The organism is Azospirillum thiophilum (assembly GCF_001305595.1).
Taxonomy (GTDB): Bacteria; Pseudomonadota; Alphaproteobacteria; order Azospirillales; family Azospirillaceae; genus Azospirillum; species Azospirillum thiophilum.
On sequence record NZ_CP012403.1, the window covers coordinates 84032 to 105045 of the forward strand.

At 67.2% G+C, this 21014-nt stretch carries 14 protein-coding genes; 4 read left to right on the forward strand and 10 right to left on the reverse strand.

Going from position 1 to position 21014, the window contains the following annotated elements; all coding sequences use genetic code 11:
• Complete coding sequence (locus AL072_RS19690; protein ID WP_045584509.1) at positions 1–405, reverse strand: flagellar basal body rod protein FlgC; 405 nt, start codon at positions 403–405, stop codon at positions 1–3.
• A gap of 330 nt (positions 406–735) precedes the next feature.
• Here AL072_RS19690 and AL072_RS19695 point away from each other — a divergent pair, with 330 nt between their 5' ends.
• Positions 736–1551, forward strand: coding sequence for a PP2C family protein-serine/threonine phosphatase (locus AL072_RS19695; RefSeq protein WP_045584510.1), 816 nt, complete (start codon positions 736–738; stop codon positions 1549–1551).
• Positions 1552–1624: 73 nt separating this feature from the next.
• Here AL072_RS19695 and AL072_RS19700 read toward each other — a convergent pair whose 3' ends face one another.
• Positions 1625–3181: a DUF4384 domain-containing protein gene (locus AL072_RS19700; protein ID WP_082109215.1), complete on the reverse strand. Its 1557-nt coding sequence runs from the start codon at positions 3179–3181 to the stop codon at positions 1625–1627.
• A 201-nt stretch (positions 3182–3382) separates the two neighbouring features.
• On the opposite strand from AL072_RS19700, the gene AL072_RS19705 reads away from it, so the two are divergent.
• Together AL072_RS19705 and AL072_RS19710 are read left to right on the forward strand one after the other, a co-directional pair.
• Positions 3383–5044 (forward strand): alpha-amylase family glycosyl hydrolase, encoded by a 1662-nt coding sequence (locus tag AL072_RS19705; protein ID WP_245636933.1) that lies wholly within the window; start codon positions 3383–3385, stop codon positions 5042–5044.
• A 188-nt stretch (positions 5045–5232) separates the two neighbouring features.
• A complete protein-coding gene (locus tag AL072_RS19710) occupies positions 5233–6330 on the forward strand; it encodes a TRAP transporter substrate-binding protein (protein WP_045584511.1) in 1098 nt (365 codons plus the stop codon).
• 91 nt (positions 6331–6421) lie between these two features.
• On the opposite strand, the gene AL072_RS19715 is transcribed toward AL072_RS19710, so the two are convergent.
• The 4 genes from AL072_RS19715 to AL072_RS19730 all read right to left on the reverse strand — a co-directional run bounded on the left by AL072_RS19715 (position 6422) and on the right by AL072_RS19730 (position 14348).
• Positions 6422–8470 (reverse strand): flagellin, encoded by a 2049-nt coding sequence (locus tag AL072_RS19715; RefSeq protein ID WP_045584512.1) that lies wholly within the window; start codon positions 8468–8470, stop codon positions 6422–6424.
• Positions 8467–9876 (reverse strand): flagellar hook-associated protein FlgK, encoded by a 1410-nt coding sequence (gene flgK, locus AL072_RS19720; protein WP_045584513.1) that lies wholly within the window; start codon positions 9874–9876, stop codon positions 8467–8469. Before flgK ends, AL072_RS19715 begins: the two co-directional genes overlap by 4 nt.
• A 139-nt stretch (positions 9877–10015) precedes the next feature.
• The gene (locus AL072_RS19725; protein WP_045584514.1) at positions 10016–12640 is read right to left on the reverse strand and encodes a flagellar hook-basal body complex protein; all 2625 of its coding nucleotides are present in this window, start codon (positions 12638–12640) and stop codon (positions 10016–10018) included.
• 238 nt (positions 12641–12878) lie between these two features.
• The gene (locus tag AL072_RS19730; RefSeq protein ID WP_045584515.1) at positions 12879–14348 is read right to left on the reverse strand and encodes a tetratricopeptide repeat protein; all 1470 of its coding nucleotides are present in this window, start codon (positions 14346–14348) and stop codon (positions 12879–12881) included.
• Positions 14349–14443: 95 nt separating this feature from the next.
• Here AL072_RS19730 and AL072_RS19735 point away from each other — a divergent pair, with 95 nt between their 5' ends.
• Positions 14444–14782 (forward strand): DUF1491 family protein, encoded by a 339-nt coding sequence (locus AL072_RS19735; protein WP_045584516.1) that lies wholly within the window; start codon positions 14444–14446, stop codon positions 14780–14782.
• A gap of 13 nt (positions 14783–14795) precedes the next feature.
• Here AL072_RS19735 and AL072_RS19740 read toward each other — a convergent pair whose 3' ends face one another.
• The 4 genes from AL072_RS19740 to AL072_RS19755 all read right to left on the reverse strand — a co-directional run bounded on the left by AL072_RS19740 (position 14796) and on the right by AL072_RS19755 (position 20979).
• Positions 14796–17243, reverse strand: a complete 2448-nt coding sequence (locus AL072_RS19740) for an ATP-binding protein (protein WP_245636934.1) — start codon at positions 17241–17243, stop codon at positions 14796–14798.
• Between the two features lie 8 nt (positions 17244–17251).
• Complete coding sequence (locus AL072_RS19745; protein WP_245636935.1) at positions 17252–18622, reverse strand: bifunctional metallophosphatase/5'-nucleotidase; 1371 nt, start codon at positions 18620–18622, stop codon at positions 17252–17254.
• Between the two features lie 321 nt (positions 18623–18943).
• Positions 18944–19777: a metallophosphoesterase family protein gene (locus AL072_RS19750; protein ID WP_045584519.1), complete on the reverse strand. Its 834-nt coding sequence runs from the start codon at positions 19775–19777 to the stop codon at positions 18944–18946.
• 11 nt (positions 19778–19788) lie between these two features.
• Positions 19789–20979, reverse strand: coding sequence for a carboxylate--amine ligase (locus AL072_RS19755; protein ID WP_045584520.1), 1191 nt, complete (start codon positions 20977–20979; stop codon positions 19789–19791).
• Positions 20980–21014: the final 35 nt, after the last annotated feature.

A 21014-nucleotide genomic window follows, 5' to 3' on the forward strand; every position in this document is an offset into this window, starting at 1 on the left:
CTAAACCTTCGAATCGAGCAGCGATGTCAGCATCTCATCCTGGGTGCGGACGACCGCGACGTTGGCGCCATAGGCACGGTTCGCAGCCATCTGGGTGACGCGTTCCGTCGCGAGGTCGACGTTGGGTGCTGCCACCATCCCGTCGGCATTCGCGGCGCTGTCGTCGGGGGCATATTCCTGCAGATAGGGCGGGGTGATCGGCGTGAAGGTCGCGCGCGTGCCGGGGTTTGCGTTGGTCTGCGCGACCGTCAGCGGCTGGTAGGCGGTCCGTTTCCCATCTGTGGTCGCGTCCGTGGATGGAACGGTGCCGGTGGAACGCACATTGGCGACGTTGGAGGCCGAGGCTTCGAGCCGCCGCGTCTGTGCGGTCAGGCCGCCGAGCGCAATGCCGATGCTGTCGACCATGGAGGGCCATCCTTCGTAACGACGGGCGTGCAGAGGGCACGGTCACGCCATCCTACCACGTCGGAAGGCATGGGTCAGCCCGGCGGCAAGTGTAAGGATATCGGCTCCGGCAATCGTCTGGTCTGCCGATCCCCACTGCTTCTTTTCAGGTGTATCTTTTCAGGTGCCTGCGCCATTATCGGGCGAATGGCCGACGCTCGTTTCCCCCCTGGTGCCGGTGCCCAGAAATTCCGGACCGATGGGGGTCCGGGGCGATGGGCTTCGGTTCCGGATGGCGCCGGCCCGGAATCAACGGACGTTAACGTTCGCGTTACGGGAGCCGCCGCCTGCATGCAAAACGCCGCCTTTGTCTTGACCGTCGCCGGCCGGACCGATGTCGGTCGCACCCGGTCCCGCAACGAGGACAACTTCCACGTCAGCTCCAGTGGTGAATTTGCGATCGTCTGCGACGGAATGGGGGGCCACGCCGGCGGCGATATCGCCAGCCGCAAGGCGGTCGAGGAGATCTCCGGCTTTCTGGAGGATTACGCGCCGACCGAACCGGTGACGGTGGTGGAGTTCGACGATGCCGACCGTACCCAGTCCGATCCGATGGGCACGGAGCCGGCGGTGCGCAATGCCCTTTCGGTCGCGCGTTCCGCCGTTCAGAATGCCAACCGGTCGATCCACGACCTGAACGTCGCCCGCGGCTTCGCACAGGGCCGCGGCATGGGCACGACGGTAGCCGGTGTCTGGCGTGTGCCGGGCTCGGCGCAACTGGTGGTCTTCCATGCTGGGGACAGCCGGGTCTACCGCCTGCGCGACGGGGAACTGCGGCCCCTGACCCGCGACCACAGCCTGTACCAGATCTGGCTGGACAATGGCGGGCGGGGGACGGCGCCGCAGCGGAACATCATCGTCCGCGCACTCGGCACCGCTGAGGACGTGGAACCGGAAGTCGCGGTGCATTCGCTGCTGCCCGACGACGTGCTCATGCTCTGTTCCGACGGGCTGAACGGCATGGTGCCGGACAGCGTGATCGCCCGCATCCTGCGCGAGGAGGCGGACCCCGCCCGTGCGGCCGCCGTGCTGGTCGATACAGCCAACGGCGCCGGGGGGCAGGACAATGTCACCGTTGTGGTCGGCCGCTTCGCTGCCCGCGCCTGAGGGCGCCGCCAGAGCCCGTCGTCGCCCAAGCCCGGCACTGCCTGAGCGCACGGGCTGGGCTCAAGATCCGGGTTCAAGGCCCCGTGGTGATGAAGCGGACGGTGGCGAGCGGTGCCGGCGCATCGTCCGGCAGGCTTGCCAGTACCCGGGCCAAGGCTGCCAGATAGTCGGCAGCCTGCTCCTGCTCCGGGCGGACGGTGGGGAACAGCGGCTCCGGCGTGGCGATGGTCAGCAGCATTTCGGTGCCATAGGGTGGACCGACGGTCCAGCGGCGCTCTCCCTCCGCCCGGCCGCCCAGGCGGCGCAGTGCCCCGGCTGCCAGCGCCGTGCCCTGGTCGGAAGGGTTGGGCAGCAGATGGACGACGCTGCCGTCGATGGTGAAATAATCGACCTGCAGGACCACCGGCCGCGCCGGTGCCCGGATTTCCAGTGCAAGCGAGTCGCCGGCGTTGAGCGCCGGTCCCTCCGTCACCGTCGCCGCCAGCGGCATCTCAAGCCTCCGGTTGGCGTCCAGGGCTGCCGCGACGGTGTCCAACGGGACGCAGAATTGGGCATCGGCCGTCACGAGGTCCAGGCCGTAATCCCAGCCGGCGGCATTGGCACCAACGGTGTCGCGCACTGCTCCGCCTGCCTGCTCTCCCGCCACGGTGCCGGAAACCAGCAGGCGCCCATTGACATCCTCCACAGTCAGCAGCGTGCAGTTGACGGAGCGCAACGCCTGTGCCACCGCGGCGATGGGTGGGCGGCGCGTTGTCGGTACGGGGAAGGAGAGTGCTGAACGGGCCGCCGCCTGCATCTCACTTTGCGGCAGTGGCGGGGAGGGGGCCGGGGAATGCAAGGCGACCACCGCGGCACCTGCACCGGCCAGCGCCAAACCGCCGAGCCATATCGTCCACATCGGCCAATGCCGGTCATGCCGGGGTGGGGCGGCTGGAGGCCCAGCCGAAGCCTTGCCCAGTTCACACACCGCGCAGCGCAGGGCAGCGGCATCCGGGAAGGCATCGGTGCCGTCGTCGCGTACTCTAGCCAGAAGCGCCGCCACCTCCGGCCGGTCGGCATGATCCGTCAGCAACCGCTCTGCCAGCCTTCTGGCCGCGTCAAGATCGTCGCGGGGGTTCGCATAGGATGCCGTGAGTGCACCCCGCCCGAACCCGGTGACCATGGCCGCCGCGCCGCTGCGGTGGATCGCTTTGGTGTCCAGGGCGCCATGGACGACACCGGCGCGATGGGCGGCACCCAGGGCGTCGAGCACCCGGTCGAGCGTCGCGACGCTGTCTTCCAGGATGACCGGGCCGGTTTTCAGCCGGGTGGCAAGCGTCGGTCCTTCCACGGGAGCGGTGGCGACGAAGGCGATGCCAGCATGCTCGCCGGAGGCCAGGACGGCGGGGATCGCCGGGTGGACAAGCCGGGCGGCAGCGGCGGCCATGTGCCTGAACCGCTCCAGGGCGTCGCCCTCGACCGACGGGGCGGCGCACAGGCACGCCAGCGGCACGGTCCACAGAATCACGGACCGTCCATCGGCATCCAATGCCCGGTAGAGCCGGGCGTCGCCGTCCCGCTCGATCTGGTCGAGCAGCCGGTAGCGACCAAGCCGCCGTTCCGTGTCCGCCATCGCCGTGTTGCGCGCCATCCCCACTCCCCGGAAAGGAAGGGCTGGTATAGCCCCGGGGCGGCGGGACGGCCAAGCCCCGCTGCACCAAGCCGCAAGATCCTGTCCGTTCGTCAGGGCAGGGCGAAAGGGCAGTGCCTGTGACCACCAAAGGCCGCTAACCTTTCGTTAGCCATGCTGGGCGAAGCTGGGCCGTCGAACCCCGGCGCGGAGCCTGCTGCCTTGACCCAGCCCTTTCACCTGTCTCGATCATCCGGTCCGAACCTGTCCTGGCTGAACGGGGCGGCGCTTTACCAAATCTACCCGCTGAGCTTCCGCGACCATGGCGGCGACGGCTGGGGTGACCTGGACGGCGTGCTGGAGGGGCTGGAGCATGTGGCCTCGCTCGGGGTGGACGGTGTGTGGATCAGCCCCTTCTATCCGTCGCCGCGGACCGATTTCGGTTATGATGTCGCCGACCACCGGGCGGTGGACCCGCGCATGGGCACCCTCGCCACATTCGACCGGGTGGTTGAGCGCGCGCATGCGCTGGGGCTGAAGCTGCTTGTCGATCTCGTCTGCGGCCATACCTCCGACGCCCACCCGTGGTTCGTCGAGAGCCGGCGCTCGCGCAGCGACGACAAGGCCGACTGGTATGTCTGGGCCGACGCCAAGCCCGACGGCACCCCTCCCAACAACTGGCTGTCGGTGTTCGGCGGCGCCGCCTGGACCTGGGAGCCGCGGCGGCGCCAATATTATCTGCACCATTTCCTGTCCAGCCAGCCGGCGCTGAACCTGCATGCACCGGCGGTGATGGATGCCTTGTGCGAGACGGCGGAATTCTGGATGGCTCGCGGGGTCGACGGCTTCCGCATCGACGCCGTCGATTTCTTCGCCCACGATCCGCAGCTGCGCTCCAACCCGGCCGCCGTCTGGCGCGAACCGGAGCCGCCGTTGAAGCCCTTCGCCTTGCAGCAGCATGTACACGACATGATGCATCCGGCCATCGGCGGCATCCTGGCCCGCCTGCGCGAGACGGTCGAGCGCTACCCCGGCCGCGTGCTGCTGGGCGAACTGTCCAGCCAGCCCGGCGCCGGCCAGCGCATCGCCGCCTACTGCACGCCCCACGGGCTGCATGCCGCCTATAGCCTGTCGCTGGCCAAGCAGCCTTTCAGCGCCAAGGGATTCGCCCAGGCCCTTTCGGCGGTGCCACGGCCGGACTCCATCTGCTGGAGCCTGTCGAACCACGATGTCGAGCGGGCGGCCAGCCGCTGGCTGCCCAGCGGGGCCGATCCGCAGGCATTCAACGCCCTGCTGGCGATGCTGGCGGCAACGCTTCCCGGAACCGTCTGCCTCTACCAGGGGGAGGAGCTGGGCCTGCCCAATGCCGTGCTGGAGCAGCATCAACTGCGCGATCCCTTCGGCATCACCTATTGGCCGGATTTCCAGGGTCGCGACGGCAGCCGCACGCCGATGCCCTGGCGTGGCGACGAGGCCAATGCCGGCTTCAGCGGCGGCGAGCCCTGGCTTCCGGTCCCCGATGCCCATGCCGGACTTGCCGTCGACCGGCAGGAACGCACCGCCGGCAGCCCGCTGTCGGTCTGGCGCGCCGCGCTCTCCCTGCGGCGCGAACTGGCGGCATTGCGTACCGGCACCGTCGCGGCGGTGGAGGAGCATGGCGATCTGCTGTCCTTCGAGCGTGCATCGGGCGAGGAGCGGCTGCTGGCCGTCTTCAATCTTGCCGGCCGGCCGGCCGAGTTCGGATTGCGCGGTCGCGGCCAACCGGAAGCCCTGACGGTGCCGCGCGCGCCGGGGACGATGGCGCCGGAAGCGACGCCCGACGGCCGGACGCTGGTGATGCCACCGTTGTCGGTCTTTCTGGGACGCTTGCGGCTGCCGGTTTGAACCATCCGGTTGCGCACCCCTTTCGAGGGTGTCTCGGCACCCTCGAAAGGCAGGCATGCACATTTATGCGATGCGGGGCGCCTCAACGGATGCTTTGTTACGCTCTCGGCTAAGCGACTGAAATTCCCTGATTCATCGCGGGTCATGGAGATTGTCGGTCACGCACCCAATCAAGTGGAGTAGCGGGAGTGAAAAGAAGAGCGTTCCTCACCAAGGCCGGCGTCGGCGCGGTTTCGACCGTTGCCGCTTCGACCCTCGCGGCCCCGGCCATCGCCCAGTCCCAGCCGGCCATCCAGTGGCGCCTGGCATCCAGCTTCCCGAAGAGCACCGACATCCTTGTCGGCACGTCGGAACTGATCGCCAAGCGCGTGGCCGAGGCGACCGACGGCAAGTTCCAGATCCGCGTGCATGCCGCCGGTGAGATCGTTCCCGGCCTGCAGGTTCTGGACGCGGTGCAGAACGGCACCGTCCAGTGCGGCCATACCTGCGGCTACTATTATGTCGGCAAGGATCCGACCTTCGCCTTCGACACCGCGATCCCCTTCGGCCCCAACGCCCGCCAGCAGAATGCCTGGTACCAGTATGGCGGCGGCCAGGAGGTGATGCGGGCCTTCTTCGCCAAGCACAACATCGTCCAGTTCCCGGCCGGCAACACCGGCGCCCAGATGGGTGGCTGGTATCGCAAGGAAATCAAGTCGCTGGCCGACTTCAACGGCCTGAAGATCCGCATCGCCGGCATCACCGGACAGATCATGGCCAAGTTGGGCGCCGCCCCGACCCAGATTGCCGGCAGCGACATCTATCCGGCGCTGGAAAAGGGCACCATCGACGCGGTCGAGTTCGTCGGTCCCTATGACGACGAGAAGCTCGGCTTCGTCCAGGTCGCCAAATACTATTATTATCCGGGCTGGTGGGAAGGCGGGCCGCAGGTCTCGCTCTACATCAACGCCAAGGAGTGGGAGGCTCTGCCCAAGGCCTATCAGGCGATTCTGACCGCTGCCTGCGCCGAGGGCAACAGCGCGATGACCGCCCGCTACGACGCCGAGAACGCCAAGGCGCTGAAGCGTCTGGTCGCCAAGGGCGCTCTGCTGCGCCCCTATCCGCGCGACCTGATGGAAGCCGCCCACAAGATCGCCTTCGAGCTGTACGACGACATCGCCAAGACCAATCCGGACTTCAAGTCGGTCTATGACAGCTGGAAGCCGTTTCTGGAGGAGGTGCAGCTGTGGTTCCGCGTGGCGGAGCTGCCCTACGATAACTTCACCCAGTCGGCCCGTTCGAAGTGATGGTTGCCGAAGCGGCGGCTTCGCGGTCCTGATGCGCAAAGGGGGTGGCCGGTCCGGCTGCCCCCTTTGCCGTTTCAGGCCGTGGTCGTCCTCATGCCAGATAGTTCAGCAGTGACAGCTTTTGCGTTTGGCCGGCGACGGTGTAGGTGGCCTGCTGGACGTTCATCGCGCTGCTCAGCCGTGCCGCGACCTCGGTCGGATCGACCCCCTCGATCTTGGCGATGCGGTCGGTCAGGGTGGCGACGCTGTCGGTGTGGCTGGTCTTGATGGTCTCCAACGTCGCGCTGTCGGAAGCGACCTTGGCGTGGATCGAGCGCATCTGGTCGGACGCCTGTGTCAGCATCTCGCGCGCCTGGGTGCTGTATTCCGTCCATTTTCCGGGGTTGGCCGCGGCCGTCCGCACCATCTGCATCGCCTTGACCAACGTCTGGAAGGCCTTGTCATCGGAGCTGACACCATAGGTGACGTTCAGGCTGTCGTCGATGGTCACCTGCGATTTGCGGTACGCATCGGCGTTCTTGCCCTTGGTCAGGTATTCGGAATCGTAGAAGGGCAGGTCGGGCGGGTCGGCATAGGGGACGTCGATCAGACTGTCCTGCTCCGGCGGCAGCGTGCCGACCGAGATGGTGTTCTGCAGCGACCCGTTCGTCACTTTCGCGGAGGTGGAGAACAGCGAACTGCGGCCGGGATGATTGGGGTCGGCATTCGCCGTGCTGGTCAGCCCGATGCCCGGACCGTTGCCGAGCGCGTCGATGGTGACCGGCGGAGCCGGATTCAGCTTGGCGAACTCCTGGCGCAGCTTGTCGGCCACCTGACCGACATTGTTGACGCCGCCGGCATAGTCGGTGTCGCTGACCGTATAGCGCACCGTATAGGTCTGGTACGGCGGCAGGTCGCGCGGCTCGGTGGGGTTTTTGATGTAGTAGTTCTGGTTGAACGGGTCGTCGGGATCGCCGACCGCGACCGTGAACTCATAGGTGTCGCCGATGTCGACCGCCGCGCCATTCAGGGTGAAGCGGTCGATCTGCGGCAAAGCGGTCGTCGGAGCCTGGGTGGTCGACGGCGTGTCCACGCTGTTCTCCACCGTGGCGGAGTTGACCACGCGGGCCGACAGGTCGAATTTCTGGCCGGGATCGTTGCCGACCAGCGTGATGATGCCGTTGGAGGTCGACACCGTCATCGGCAGGGGCGGGGAGGCGGCGTTGATCTGGCTGGTCAGCGTCTGCGCGACGAAGGTCAGCGTCTTCGGATCGGCCGCCTGGATCTGGTAGCCGAAGGTTTGGCCGCTGACCGACACTTCGAAGTAATCGTCGGCATTCACCACGGCGCCGTTCAGTGTGATCTTGCTGGTCTGCTTGGTCGCCATCAGGTCGGTGACCGGTTCGGTCCCATAGCGCGATCCGGCGAACAGGTAGCGGTCGCCGAAGCGCTGGTTCATCAGCGCCTGGATATCCCGCATGGCACCTTCGGCGCGGTCCTTCACCTGATCCGCCTGCGGGAAGGTGACCGAGAAGCTGCTGCTGGCGGACGCCTTCAGGCTGTCGAAGCTGAGATTCAGGATGGCGCCCTCGCCCGGGCCGCCGGAGATGTTGAAATTGTAGCCCTTGCCGTCGTTCGGCGGGGTGGTGCCCAGGTTGATGGCGCGCGTGGTCTTGCCGCCCAGCCCGTCGGTCACAGTCACGTCGAAAGTACCGTTGGAGCCTTGCTGCGACGGGACGGCGGTCACGGTGTAGTTGGCACCAATCGTCAGCTTGGACTTCGCGGAGTCGATCGTGACCTTCATCCCGTCCGGGTTGGTATTGGTCGGCGTGGTGACGCTGGCCGGACCGGGCTGGAACGGCATCGTAGTGCTGGAGGTCCAGCTGGAGATGATCGACTCCAGCGAGGTCAGCACCTTGTCCGTGGCCGCGATCCGTGGTGCGGCGGTGTCGATGCTCTGGACGTAGTTGTCCTTCTTGGCCATCTCCGCCCGGAGGTCCAGGAGCTTCTGCACTTCCGGTCCATAGGCGTTGAGGTCGATCGACTTCTTGCCCGTGGTCAACTGTTCGGACAGCCGGTTGATGTCGTTCTGGCCTCCGGACAGGTTCCGGACAAGGCTCAGATACTTCGAGTAGCTGCTGACTCCCGTAATCGAGCTCATCGGACCACCGCCTCCAGCGCATCAAACATTGCATTGGCCACTTGCATGACCCGTGCCGAAGCCTGGTAAGAGGTCTGGAGCTGTTGCAGTTGGGCGATTTCCTCGTCGATGTTCACGCCGGTCTGCGACTGGTAGCGCTCGGTCAGGAGCTGCGCCGAAGCCTGGTCGGAATCGCGGGTGGCGTTGGCCGTCTTGGCCGCCGCCATCCAGGTGCCGGTGATGGCACTGCCCATCCCGCTATAGGTGGTGTCGGCCATCTTCAAGCCGTCGGCGCTGAAGCTGCGGCCAGGAGCGTTGATCGCCGTGACCATGTCATCAATGGCGGTCTGTTTGATTTTTACCTTGTTATCCAACAGCTTGGGATTGATCGCGATGGTGAAGCGATCGGTGCCAATAAAGAATTGGGTGGCCTGTTCGTCGTCGGCGGCCGGGCCGGCATTGTCGTAGGCGTCGGCGAAGCTGGCCGGCTCACCCGGCTTGGTGGCGCCGGTGAAGGCCTTGGAGAGCTCGTCCAACTGCGAGCGCAGCTTGCGGATGACCTCGGTCGTCGGGTCGCCGCTGGCGGCGGTCGGCGGCTCGGTCGTCGAGCCGTCCTTGCGCATCTGCAACAGCGATCCCAGCTTGCCGGTGGTCAGGTGGTTGTTGATCGAGGTGACTTGATTGCCGACCTGTAGGTTGATGTTGCCGCCGTCATAGGAAAGATTTGCCGGCTGGGCATCGACCAGCGCCAGACCCGACGGGGTGAAGATCGCCATCCGGCCGTCCGGCCGCTCCACGGTGCGGACGCCCATATAGGTGCTCAGTTCGCGGATCAGGCCATCGCGCTTGTCGGCGACAGCGTTGGCGGCGGATCCCTGACCCTGCAGGGACACCATGTCGTTGTTGATCTGGTTGATCTGCTTCAGCAGGTCGTTGACGGTGCCAACCGACTTTTCCGTGTCGGTCGTGATGTCGCGGTCGAGTTGTTCGACGCCTTCCGAGACGCGGCGGATCTCGCGCGAGAAATTGTCGGCCGCCTGGACCAGCTGGTATTGCGCCGTCTGGTCTTCCGGCGAGGTCGCCAGCGTCTTGATCGCGGCCTGGAACTTGTCGGAATAGTCGTTCAGCAGCGGCGTGCCGTTGGTCGTGCGCAGCAGGTCGCCCAGCTGCTGCATGTAGGTGGCCGTCACCTGCGATCCGCCGTCCCGCGAGGTCAGATCCTGCACCTGCGCCATCAGGGCCTTGTCGACTTCCCGGCGGTAGGTCGTGCTGATGACCTGACCGCTGGCGTCGACCGATTGCTGGGCGGTGTGGCGGGTGCGATTCGGATCGTTTGCCTGCGCGATGTTGTCCGAGACCAGCTTCACGTTGGCCTGGACGGTGCGCAACCCGGCGGTGGCGCTGTTCAAGGCTGCGAAGAGGGACATGGCAGGGACCTTTCACGGATCGGGAGGAGCGGGGCGGTGCCGGGATGGCGGCCGCCCCGCCAACGATCTGGAAGCAGGGAATCGGGAAGCAGGAGATCGGATAACGGGTCAATGAAGCGTCAGGCGGCCAGGGCCGCGTTTAGCGCTTCAACCCGAGCACTTCCTGGAGCATTTCGTCGGACGTGGTGACGATCTTCGCGTTGGCGGAATAGCTCCGCTGGGTGACGATCATCTTGGTGAACTCGTCGGCGATGTCGACGTTCGAACTTTCCACGCTGTTGGCGACCACCGCGCCGGCGCCATTCGTTTCCGGATCGTTGAAGTTCGGCTTGCCGGCGTCCTCGCTCTCCAAGAAGACGCCGCCCGATTCACGATGCAGGGCATTCGGGTTGTTGAAGGTGATGATCGGCACCTTCGCCACTACCTTCGAACGTCCGTTGTCGTAGTTGACCAGGACGTTGCCGTTGTCGCCGAAGACGACGTCCTTGAACTGTCCGCGCGGTGCGCCGTTCTGGACCAGCTGGGTGACGTTAATCTCCTCGCCGGCATATTGGGTCAGGCCGCCGGGCTTCTGGTACTTGCCGAGATTGAGGGTGACGAGTTGCGGCCCGAAGCCGTAGTCGACCGTGAAGGTGACGGTGGCGTCGGCCCCGGCCGCTTGGGTGGCGGCGCTGACCGCGGTGCCGGTGCCGACCAGCGCGGTGGAGATGTTGGTCAGCGTGCCGACGGTTTCCGGCGTCTTGCCGAAGGTCAGGCCGATATGGGCGGGGGTCTGGCCGGCGACGGCGCTCTGGTCCAGGGTGAACTGTTGGGCGGTCGCATCCGTCACGTCGCCGGTCGAGCCGGCGACGCCGGTGGTCAGCACCGCACCCGTCGCCGAGGCGCCGCCGCCGATCTGCGTCGCGAAATACTGCATGACCTTGGCGGGCGTATTGTAGGTGTCGTAGTTGGCGTTGGTCAGCGCCAGGGAGTGGATCACGCCGCCCACCGTCACGGAGTAGGTGTCGCCAACATCGACTGTATCACCCCCCAGCGTGATGACGCCGGCCGCATCCTCGGTCATGGTGTTGGTGTAGGCGGGGCTGGCCGCGGTCTTGGACGTCACGGTGATGACGCCGCCCTGGGCGGTGGCCGTCACCGGGAGCGAGGTGTTGGAGTTGATCTTGTTTGCCAGGGCCGCGGTGATGTCCTCCATCGTCATTTCATCGCCGGTGGTGCTGTAGGTCACCGCCGTGCCGTTGATCGATAGGGTGTATTGGGTGCCGATGTCGCCCGGCGTGCCGGTCAGCGTGACCGTGCGGCTCTGGCGCACGCCGGCGACGCTTGCCACCGACGGCAGCGAACTCATCGAGTTCGCACCCGTCGCCGAATTGGTGGCGGTTGCGGTGGTTGTGACGTTGGTGTTCGCGGTGTTGGACTGGATCGACAGGATGTTGCCTGCGGCCGACGCGGTGACGCTGGAGCCCAGCGTCTGGTTGATCTTGCCGGCGAGCTGGGAAACGACGTCGCTCACCGTCGGATAACTCTGATAGCTCGCCGCGGTGACCGTATAGCTGATCGGCGTGCCGTTGACGTCGATGGTGAAGCTGTCGCCGATCTCGACCTGGGTCTGCGGGAACTGGAACTTGTCGATCTCGCCGGCCGTGGCGGTCGCCGCCGTCGATGTCTGCGAGACGATGGTGTTGACTGTGTTCGTCCCCCCCGCCACTTCGGTGTTGAGCTTGAAGGCGGTGCCGGCATCGCGGGCGGTCACCCGGATCGTCTGCCCCGAGGATGTGGCGAGCACCGATGCGGCCGGCGAGGCGGAATTGATCTGGTTGGCGAGCGCGCTGGCAAGGCCGGAATAGGTGCGGATCGAGCCGATGTTGGCCGCCGTGACCTTCAGGCTATAGGAGGTGCCGTCGACCTTGACCGTGTAGGTATCGCCGATGCGCAGGTTGTCCTGGCCGTTGGTGTTGTTGCCCGAGATGGTGATGACGTTCACCTGGGCGACGGCGGTCTGGCCGGCGATGTTCTGGCCGAAGGTGACGGTCGCGGGGTTGCCGTTGAAGGTGCCGTCGACCGGCTTGGTGCTCGACCCCGGAGCGTCCAGAACCATGCGCCAGCTGCTGTCCGCCTGCTGCCGCCATTTGAAGTTGACGGTGCGCGGGTTGCCTTGGCTGTCGAAGATCTGGATGCTGCTGTCGGGAACCTTCTCGCCCGCTTTCGGGGTGGCCGGAAGGTTGGCCGACAGGTCGATCGCGCTGGTCGCCACCGGCTTGTCGATCAGGGAATTCACCTGGATCGGCGCCACCTTGTCCTTCTGCAGGACGCCCGTCACCGGATCGACGACCCAGCCGTTCAGTGCATAGCCGGCGCTGTTGACCAGATAGCGGCTCTTGTCAAGTTCGAAATCACCCGCCCGGGTGTAGTAGGCGGCCGACGCCGAGACCGTGCCCGTCTGGGTCTGAACCAGCGTACTGGAACCCTGGGTGTTGACCTTGGAGACACTGAAGAAGCCCTGGCCCTGGATGGCGATGTTGGTCGGGCTCTGCACCTGGGTCAGGCTGCCCTGGATGTTGTTCATGAAGACCGGCTGCGCCGTGACCCCGCCCGGCTCGTGGAGGCGCTGGCTGGACTGGAGGACCATCGTCTCGAAGGCAGAATCGACGCGCTTGTAGCCGATCGTCGAGCTGTTGGCGATGTTGTCCGAGATATGTCCGAGCGCCTTCGACTGGGCATTCAGGCCGAGAACGGCGGTTGTCATCGAACCGAAGATGCTCATGGCCAGGGTCTCCGAAAGAAAGGGCAAAGGTCTTCTGCGCCCTTTCTAGCAAGCGGAGTGCCAACTTTCGCCCCCGGCTCAAGCCATTGAAACCATGCGAAAAATATAGGGACTTCCGCGGAATGGCCCGAATTTGCCGGGGGGTGGGAAAGTTTCGCCTAGTGCCGGCGGGGCCGGCGGGCAGAAAGCTCCTGCCGGAGTTGCCGGCCGTTCCTCCCGTCGGCGGGGTGGTCCACCTTCAGCACCGCGCCAGCTTGACGGCATGGGCCTTGAGGACGGCCGCGACGGTGCCGAGCGTCGTCGTCCAGTCGCCGGGGCGCGGCTGGCGGAACAGGCGCAGCGACGGATACCAGGGGCTGTCGGCACGGTCGAGCAGCCAGCGCCAGTCCGGGACATGGGGCAGCAGCAGCCAGGACGGCACGCCCATCGCCCCGGCCAGATGGACGATGGCGGTGTCGACCGTCACCAGCAGATCGATGGTGGTGAGAATAGCGGCGGTGTCGGCGAAATCGCGCACCCGCTCCACCGCGTCCTCCACGCCGTCGCCGGGCAGCCGGGCCAGGTCAGCACGGGCATCGCCCGTCTGCAAGCCGATGAAGCGCACCCCCGGCACCGACAGGAGCGGGCGCAAGGCGGCGATGGGGATCGAGCGGTTGCGGTCGTTGCGGTGGCGCGGGTTGCCGGCCCAGACCAGCCCGACCCGCAGGCCAGCCTTCTCCGTCCAGCCCGATGCAACCAGCCCGTCCCGCCGGCGGGCCACGTCGCCGGGTGCGGGGGCAAGGTAGGGCATGGTGGCGGGGATGCTCATCAGATCGGTGGCGAAGGCGCGTGGCAGGCTCATCAGCGGACAGTGGATATCGTGGGGTGGCGGTTCCGGACCGCGCACCAGCACCTGCACCGCCGGCTCCAGGCTGTGGGCGAACAGGCGGAGCAGCAAAGGGTGGGTCTCGACGATCACTCGTCCGCCGCCCTTCGCCGCGACCTGGGCCACCAGCGGTGCATAGCGGACGAACTGCATGGCATCGCCATACCCCTGGTCCATGTGCAGCAGGATGGTGGCGCCGCCCGTTGGCCGCCCGTCCCACGGCGGGGTGGCGAAGCGCTGCCAGCGATGCTCGAATCCTTCCCAGCCTGCACGCAGGTCGCCGCGTACCAGCCGTCCCACCGCGCGGGCCAGATGGGCGTCGGCAAGGTCGGGTTTCCGGGTCAGTGCCGCATCGAAGCACACCTCCGCCTCGGCGAAGCGGCGCTGGTCGCGCAGGACTGTACCGAGATTGAGCAGGGTTTGCGCATGGCTCGGCCGCAGCCTTGCCGCCCGTTCCAGCCAGCGCCGTGCCGCCGGATAGATTGCCAGCGCGTGCAGCGTGGCGCCCATCGCATCCAGCGCGTCGGCGTTCGCCGGGTCGAGCGCCAGGGCGCGCCGCAGCACCGGTTCCGCTCTCTCCGGCCGTTCCGCGGCTCGCAGGGCGGCGCCAAGATGCCCCCAGGCCGCCGGTGCCGCCGGCTGGGCGCGGAGCGCGCGGCCGATCAGCGGAACGGCCGCGGCTGCATCGTCCGCCTGTGCGCGCAGCACCCCCAGCAGATGCAGGGCGTTGGGTTGTGCCGGCTCCAGCGCCAGGATGCCGCGGTACGCGTCGGCCGCCGGTCCGGTGCGGCCGGCCATGTGGTGGTTGACGGCGGCGTTGAGAGCGTCCAGGAGTGTGGTCATAGCTTCCTCTCTACACCGGCGGACCGGGCAGGGCGAGGCCTGAAGGGATCATCGCGGTTCCCGCAACGACAACTGGTCAGGAGCAGCAGCCGGACATGGACGACCGTCTTCCGACGCATCTCTGGGTTTCGGCCCATATCCGTGCGGCCGACGCCCAGGGGGTGGCCATGACCGTGGTCCGCAAGGGCGACCCGAGCCGCGGCACGGTGATCCTGAAACTGAACCGGCTCGACCGGACCTTCACGGTGCTGGTCCAGACGCGCGAGGCCGATGGCGAGCGGCTGTTCTGGGCGCGCGGCACCGGTGCGGATCCGGTGCCGGAAACGGACGCGGACGCCTACATCGCCCGCCAGACCCGTTACGACCCCGACGTCTGGGTGGTGGAGGTGGAGGACCGCCAGGGCCGTCATTGGTTCGAGGGGCCGGTGCGCTGACATATGCCAGACCTCAGGCGGCGGTGATCCGGGGGAAGCGCAGGGTGAAGCGGGTGCCTTCACCGGGCCGGCTCTCCGCCGCGATGGTGCCGTGCAGGCGGCCGGTCACCAGATTGTAGACGATGTGCAATCCCAACCCGCTGCCGCCGCTGCCGCGGCGGGTGGTGAAGAAGGGGTCGAAGATCTTCGGCAGAACCTCCGGTGCGATGCCGTTGCCGTCGTCGGAGACCGACAGTTCCACCATGTCGCCGACGGCGGCATGGGCCGCGATGGCGATGCGGCCCGGTTGTTCCGGATCCAGCGCATGGACCAGGGCGTTCATGATCAGGTTGGTCAGGATCTGTGACAGCGCCCCCGGATAGCCGTCCAGTTCCAGCTCGACCGGACAGTCGACGGCAATGGTCAGTGCCGGACGCGCCTTGTAGGTCGGGTGCAGGCTGCGCAGCAGTTCGTCGATATAGTCGCGCAGCAGGAAGGGGCGGCGCTCGTCGCTGGACTGGTCGACGGCAACCAGCTTGAAGCTCTGCACTAGGTTGGCGGCACGGGTGCTGTTGGACAGAATCAGCGTCGCCATCTCCATTCCGTCGCTGAGAAAGCGCTGGAAGTCCGATTTCTTCAGCGCATTGGCGGCGTGACGGTCCGACAGCTCCTCGATCAGCGTCTGCAACTGCGAGGCACCCGTGATGGTGATGCCGATCGGTGTGTTCACCTCATGCGCCACCCCGGCGACGAGTTGGCCGAGCGATGCCATCTTCTCCGCCTGGATCAGGCTGGCCTGGGTCGCCTTCAGTTCGCCCAATGCCCGTTCGGCAGCATCGCGCGACTGGCGCAGGGCATTCTCCGCCTCGACCTCGCGGGTGACGTCGACGACCACCGCCTGGATCGCAGGGCCGTCCATCCAGTCGACACGCCGGCCGGTCAGTTCCACCCACAGACCGCCGCCATCGGGCCGGCGGGCGCGGATGCGACGGCGACGCGACGCCTGTCCGACATCCAGCAGGCGATCGTAAATGTCGATCAGTTCCTGCCGCTCCTCCACCGGCACCAGCATCAGCAGGGAAGGCAGGGCCATCACGTCCGCTACCGTCAGCCCCAGCATCGTGGCGAAGCTGTCATTCGCGTAGAGCGGGTGGAAATCGCGATGGATGACGATTCCCTGGATGGATCCTTCCACCAGATCGCGGAACCGCCGCTCGTTGTCGGCCAGCGCCCGCTGCCGCCGGTCGATCTCGTCGATGAAATAGCGGATCGAGGCGCCGATGTCGGTGATCTCGTCGTCACCATCGACCGGGACCGGGACCGGATCTTTCTCGTTCCGGAGGTCGTCGCCCGACAGGCGGGCCAGCACCGCGCGGTTCATCGCCACCAGCCGCGAGGACAGGAAGCGGCGGAAGATGAAATGGACGCCGACCGCCAGGATGACGGAGGCGGCTGCTAGCATCATCACCATGCGCGTTCGGTCGGCGATCAGTTCGGCGAGCGCACCGGTCCGTTCCGCCGACTGGTCGCGGATGGAATCGTAAAGCGCCCGGGTGGAACGTTCAACCGTCTCGACCAGGACGCGCGCCTGCCCGGTCAGCGCCTGGGCGCGATTGCGCGCCTGCAGCCGGTCGATGGCACTTTCGAACAGTCCGCCCGGTGCCACCAGCAGCGAGAAAAGCTCCTCCTGGACGGTGGACATCATCTGGCCGGTCGGGTCCGGCGCGCCGCCGGTCAGCCGGGCCAAATCCGCCAGTGTGCGTTCGGCGGCGCGCGCTTCCCCTTTCAGCCGGCTGAGATGGTCGAGCTGCATCGCACCGGCGGCCCGCGCCATCAACGCGCCGATGCGCGCGGCCCAGGCGCCGGTGTCGGGCAGGCTTTCCATCGATACGGCCAGCCGGCTCAACCCGCGGGCGGCCTCGGCCTGATGATCGCCATACTCGATCTGGCGGGTGATCTCTGCGTTCAGGTCGGCGACGGTGGCGGCCAGGATCAGCAGGGTGGAGCGGGTCTGCTCCAGCAGGCGGATATTGCGGTCGCGCTCGGCATCGCCGGTTTCGCCGTCCTTCATCAGCCCGCGCATGCGCGCGACCAGGAGCTGCATCGAATCCAGCTCCGTCACCAGCCCGTCGTAGATCGAGCGGCGCTGAGGCGTCGAACCGGCGGCGGCGAGTTGCGGCAGTTGGGCCACCAGTTTCTGCAGGGAGCCGTGCAACTCCGCGCTGGTGATGACCTCGGGGAGGGTGCTGGTGGACAGTGCCGTCACCTCGGCCCGGAACAGGCGGAAGGACGACATCGACACGCCGCCGATCAGCACCACGAGCAGTGCCATCACCGACAGGCCCAGCGTGATGCGCATGGCGATGCCAAAGCGGCGCGGCCGAATGGGCGGCGGCTTCTGCGCGCCGGACGGCTGCGTCGCACATGGCAGGGCGGCGGAGATGACCGTGTGCGGCGAACTCTGCGCGATCATGGAAGCCATGCTGTTCATCACCGCTTCACGGTCATCCGGCCATCCAGCCGGGGAGCGAACTCGCCGCTGCGTGTGATCTGGTCGATCATCTGGGTGGAGATGAAATCGGTGTCGCGGTCTTCCACCAGCCGTGGGGCGCCGGCCAGAACGCCATAGCCGTCGCCGCCGGATGCCAGGAAGCTGCTGGTGGCCAGCCGGTATCGGGAGGCTAGGCCGACCGGCTTTCCGCCGATGGACAGGCTGCGCAGCCTCTGGCCGGGCAGGCGGGTCAGATCGATTTCGGCGCGGGCGTTGGACAGGTGGGGAAAACGCCCCTGCAACTGCTCCACTGCCGCCACGCCGCCTTCCACCGCATCCCACAGCTGTTGACCGGTGACCTCCAGCATCACCCCGACATCGTGGTATGGCAATTCGGTGTAGATGTCGCGCCGGGTCAGCAGGGCGCCGGCCGGATATTGCCGGTCGCCGCGGACGCCGCCACCGTTGAATAGGGCCACGTCGGCATCCAGCGACGCACGCAACGTGTCCGTCACGGCATTGGCAAAGGCATTCTCGCCGGTGCGCAGCGATTCCTTGCGCGTGTCCAGCGCCGCGGTGAGACGTCCCACCTCCATCCGCAGCATGGTGTCGAGCCGTGCGGCATAGATCTTCGCCTGGATCTCGGTGGCGGCATCTGGCTCCACGCTGCCGGTGTCGATCAGGCGCGGGGCCGGCGTCCAGGTCAGCCGCGCCGTGCCGTCGGGTGCCGCCGTCCGCTCCAGCGTCAGGTCCAGCGCCAGGACCCAGGCCGCCTGCGGCCCGACGGCGGCGGACAGGAAACGGCCGTCATAATCGACGGCGAACGGACGGTTCCGATCCTGGTACAGCACGATGTCGGCCGGACGGGCCGCCAGCACGCTGCGGTGGGTGTCGCCGGCATAGCCGGTCATCGCCACTACCAGATCCACGCCGTCTGCCCGCAATTCCGCCGCCTTGGCGGTCAGAGCGGCGACGGGATCGCGGAATTCGGTCCGCTGGGCGCGGGTGGTTTCCCGTGTCAGCACCGGAGTGGCCGCCAGCACGCCGACGCGCAGTGGCCCGGCCTTCAGCACCACCGCATCCTCCAGCCCGTCCGGCGTGTGGCCGGTTGAGCGATCGACCGCATTGGTGGTGACGATGGGAAAGCCGGCTTCGAAGGCGCGGGCACTCAGCCGGTCGTCGCCATGGTGGTATTCGCGGTTCAGCGCCGCCATCGCATCGACGCCCATGCCGTTCAGAAGGTCGATGATGTGTGCGCCCTGGTCGTAGAAGGCGAGCACCGACGGCGCCAGGGTCTGGCCGCCATGCAGCACCAGGACATTCGCATGGGTGGCCCGTTCCTGCCGGATTACCTCGGCCAGCCGGGCCATGCCGCCGCGCCCCCTGGTTTCCTCCAGGTCCGTTGTACCCTGGGCGTATAGGATGGTGAGATGGACCGGGCCGACGGCCGCAGCGAGCCCATCGGCTTGCTGGGCGCGCGAAGAACCGGTCCCCGCGGCGAGGCTCAAGACGACGCCAAGCAGAAACAGGGCGATCAGGGATGACGATGTTCCGCGGGGGCGGGCGGGAGATCCGCCGGCAGCGTCGTTTCCAATACCGATGTTGTCCATAGCCCGGCGTCACCATTGCCCCCGCGCCGGATTATGCGCATTTCCGCGTCTCTAATGAAGCGAAGCCGCGTTACGGGAATGTCATATTGATGGGGCGCGGCGCGGAAGATTACGCTTTAGCCATTCATAAATCCCAAGATTTGTCAGGATTCCGATCAGCCGCACCCGCCACTGCGCCGGGACTGCGGCAAAACGTGGCGCCAGCCCGGCCCGCCGGGTCTTGGCCAGCGCCGTCCGCCGGGCGTATGAGATGCGGTGCAGGACGATCCGCCGGGTATCGGTGTCGAAGCATGCGAAGCTCGCCCGGCTGTCGGCACCGCGCGGCTCTCCCACCGTGCCGGGATTGAGCAGATAGAGGCCGTTCGGCCGCAGCACTGCGCCGCCGTCGAGGGGTACCGGACGCACTGCCCCGTCGAGCCATTCCCAAAGACCAGCCCGGTGGGTATGGCCGAAGGCGCAGACTTGCGCTCCCGATGGGTGGGCGCCGAGCGCCCGCAGGCTCAATGCGCGCTTGGCATCATCGTCCAGCCGGACCAGCTCCTGTCCCTCATTCGGATGGAGCGCACCATGCACGGCCACCAGCGCGCGGTCGACCGCCGCGGTCAGGGGCAGGGCGGACAGGAAGGCAAGGCTGTCCTCGTCCAATCGGCTGCGGGTCCAGGCGACGGCGCGCGCCGCCGGACCGCTGAAGCCGGCGGTATCGATGGCGCCGGTCACCGCCCGGTCGTGGTTGCCCGCTATGCAGACGGCTCCGGCCTGCCGCAACAGGGCGATGCAGGCGGCGGCATCGGTATTGTAACCGACGATGTCGCCCAGGCAGACGATGCGATCCACCCCCTGCCCGGCGATGGCGTCGAGCGCCGCCTGCAGCGCCTCCAGGTTGGCATGGATGTCGGAGATCAGGGCGATCCTCATGGGTTATGCCCTCAAGGCTTGGCGAGGCGCGCCGGCCGGGCGCCGCGGGGAAAGCGGGACAGCAGCCGGTCCAGCTTCGGCCGGAGGAAGGGCATCGGGTCATCCAGCGCGATCGCCTTCGCCTCGGCACGTGCGACCCAGGCGAGCCAGCGTGCCGCCGGCATGCCGGATTCCCGCGCCGCCAGCCGGTCCTTGCTGATATGGCACCAGCAGGCGCCGGGCCGTGCCCTTGCAGCGGCGGGGCGGGGGCGTCCGGTCAGGTCGGCATGGACGATGGCCGGAAGATTCACCCCGGCGACGGCCCCCAGATGGTGCCACAGGTTGAAGCGCGGATTGACCTCCAGCAAATGCAGGCGACCGCCGGGGTCGCGCTTGAAGTCGAATTTGGCGACGCCGCGCAGGCCGATGCGCCCTGCGACCTCGCGCCCCAAGGCGGCGACGTCGGCACCCTCGCCGTCGATGTCGGTGATGGTCAGCGCGGTGCTGTGGCCGTATTCGAGGGGATAGGTGCGGATCTTGCGGCCGGTGAACTCGCCCGCCACCGCGCCGTCCGTATCGATGTAGACATGATGGCTTTCGATCCGCGTCTCCTGACCCGGGATCAGTTCCTGCGCCAGCAGATCGATGCCGACCGGGATCAGCCGAGGCCACAGTGCCCGCAACTCCTCCGGCCCGTCCAGGCGGATCGCCTTGCCCAGCACCTCGATCTCGTCCCAGGGCGGGCGGCGGGTCAGCGGCTTGACGATGAGGGGATAGTGCAGGTCGAGGTCCGGCGCCTCGCTGCCGGGCAGGGGACGCAACCGCCTCGTCCGCGGTACCGGCAGGTCGAGCCGCTCCGCCAGTTGCTGGAACCGGCCCTTGTCGACCAGGCTCTCCACCAGATCGGCATCGGCGAGCGCGAAGCGGAAGACAGCGGCCAGCCGGTCCCGATGGCGCGAAACCATCAGCAACTGCGCGTCTTCCTCGACATAGAGCACCGGTTTGCCGGGCTGGGCCGCGCCGAAGCGCAGCAGCCGGTCGACCAGCGCCCCGTCATGGCCGCCCTCCCAGGGAATCCACCGATCGGTAAACCGGGAATGGGCGGTCGCGGCCCCCGCCGATCCCACCACGGCGCAGCGAATACCGGCAAGCCCCAACGGGCGCACCAGATCCATGTCGCCCAGCACGCAGGCCAGAGTGCCGTGTCTCGTTCCGGTGCTCATCTCCCATGTCCTCCCCAGTGTTCCCGCCCTCCGGA

Excerpts from the sequence above, each read along its gene's own strand:
- AL072_RS19740 (WP_245636934.1), bottom strand. The coding sequence starts at position 17,243 with ATGGCTTCCATGATCGCGCAGAGTTCGCCGCACACGGTCATCTCCGCC.
- AL072_RS19750 (WP_045584519.1), bottom strand. The coding sequence starts at position 19,777 with ATGAGGATCGCCCTGATCTCCGACATCCATGCCAACCTGGAGGCGCTG.
- AL072_RS19695 (WP_045584510.1), top strand. The coding sequence starts at position 736 with ATGCAAAACGCCGCCTTTGTCTTGACCGTCGCCGGCCGGACCGATGTC.
- AL072_RS19745 (WP_245636935.1), bottom strand. The coding sequence starts at position 18,622 with ATGGCCCGGCTGGCCGAGGTAATCCGGCAGGAACGGGCCACCCATGCG.
- AL072_RS19690 (WP_045584509.1), bottom strand. The coding sequence starts at position 405 with ATGGTCGACAGCATCGGCATTGCGCTCGGCGGCCTGACCGCACAGACG.
- AL072_RS19700 (WP_082109215.1), bottom strand. The coding sequence starts at position 3,181 with ATGGCGCGCAACACGGCGATGGCGGACACGGAACGGCGGCTTGGTCGC.
- AL072_RS19735 (WP_045584516.1), top strand. The coding sequence starts at position 14,444 with ATGGACGACCGTCTTCCGACGCATCTCTGGGTTTCGGCCCATATCCGT.
- flgK (WP_045584513.1), bottom strand. The coding sequence starts at position 9,876 with ATGTCCCTCTTCGCAGCCTTGAACAGCGCCACCGCCGGGTTGCGCACC.
- AL072_RS19755 (WP_045584520.1), bottom strand. The coding sequence starts at position 20,979 with ATGAGCACCGGAACGAGACACGGCACTCTGGCCTGCGTGCTGGGCGAC.
- AL072_RS19715 (WP_045584512.1), bottom strand. The coding sequence starts at position 8,470 with ATGAGCTCGATTACGGGAGTCAGCAGCTACTCGAAGTATCTGAGCCTT.
- AL072_RS19725 (WP_045584514.1), bottom strand. The coding sequence starts at position 12,640 with ATGAGCATCTTCGGTTCGATGACAACCGCCGTTCTCGGCCTGAATGCC.
- AL072_RS19730 (WP_045584515.1), bottom strand. The coding sequence starts at position 14,348 with ATGACCACACTCCTGGACGCTCTCAACGCCGCCGTCAACCACCACATG.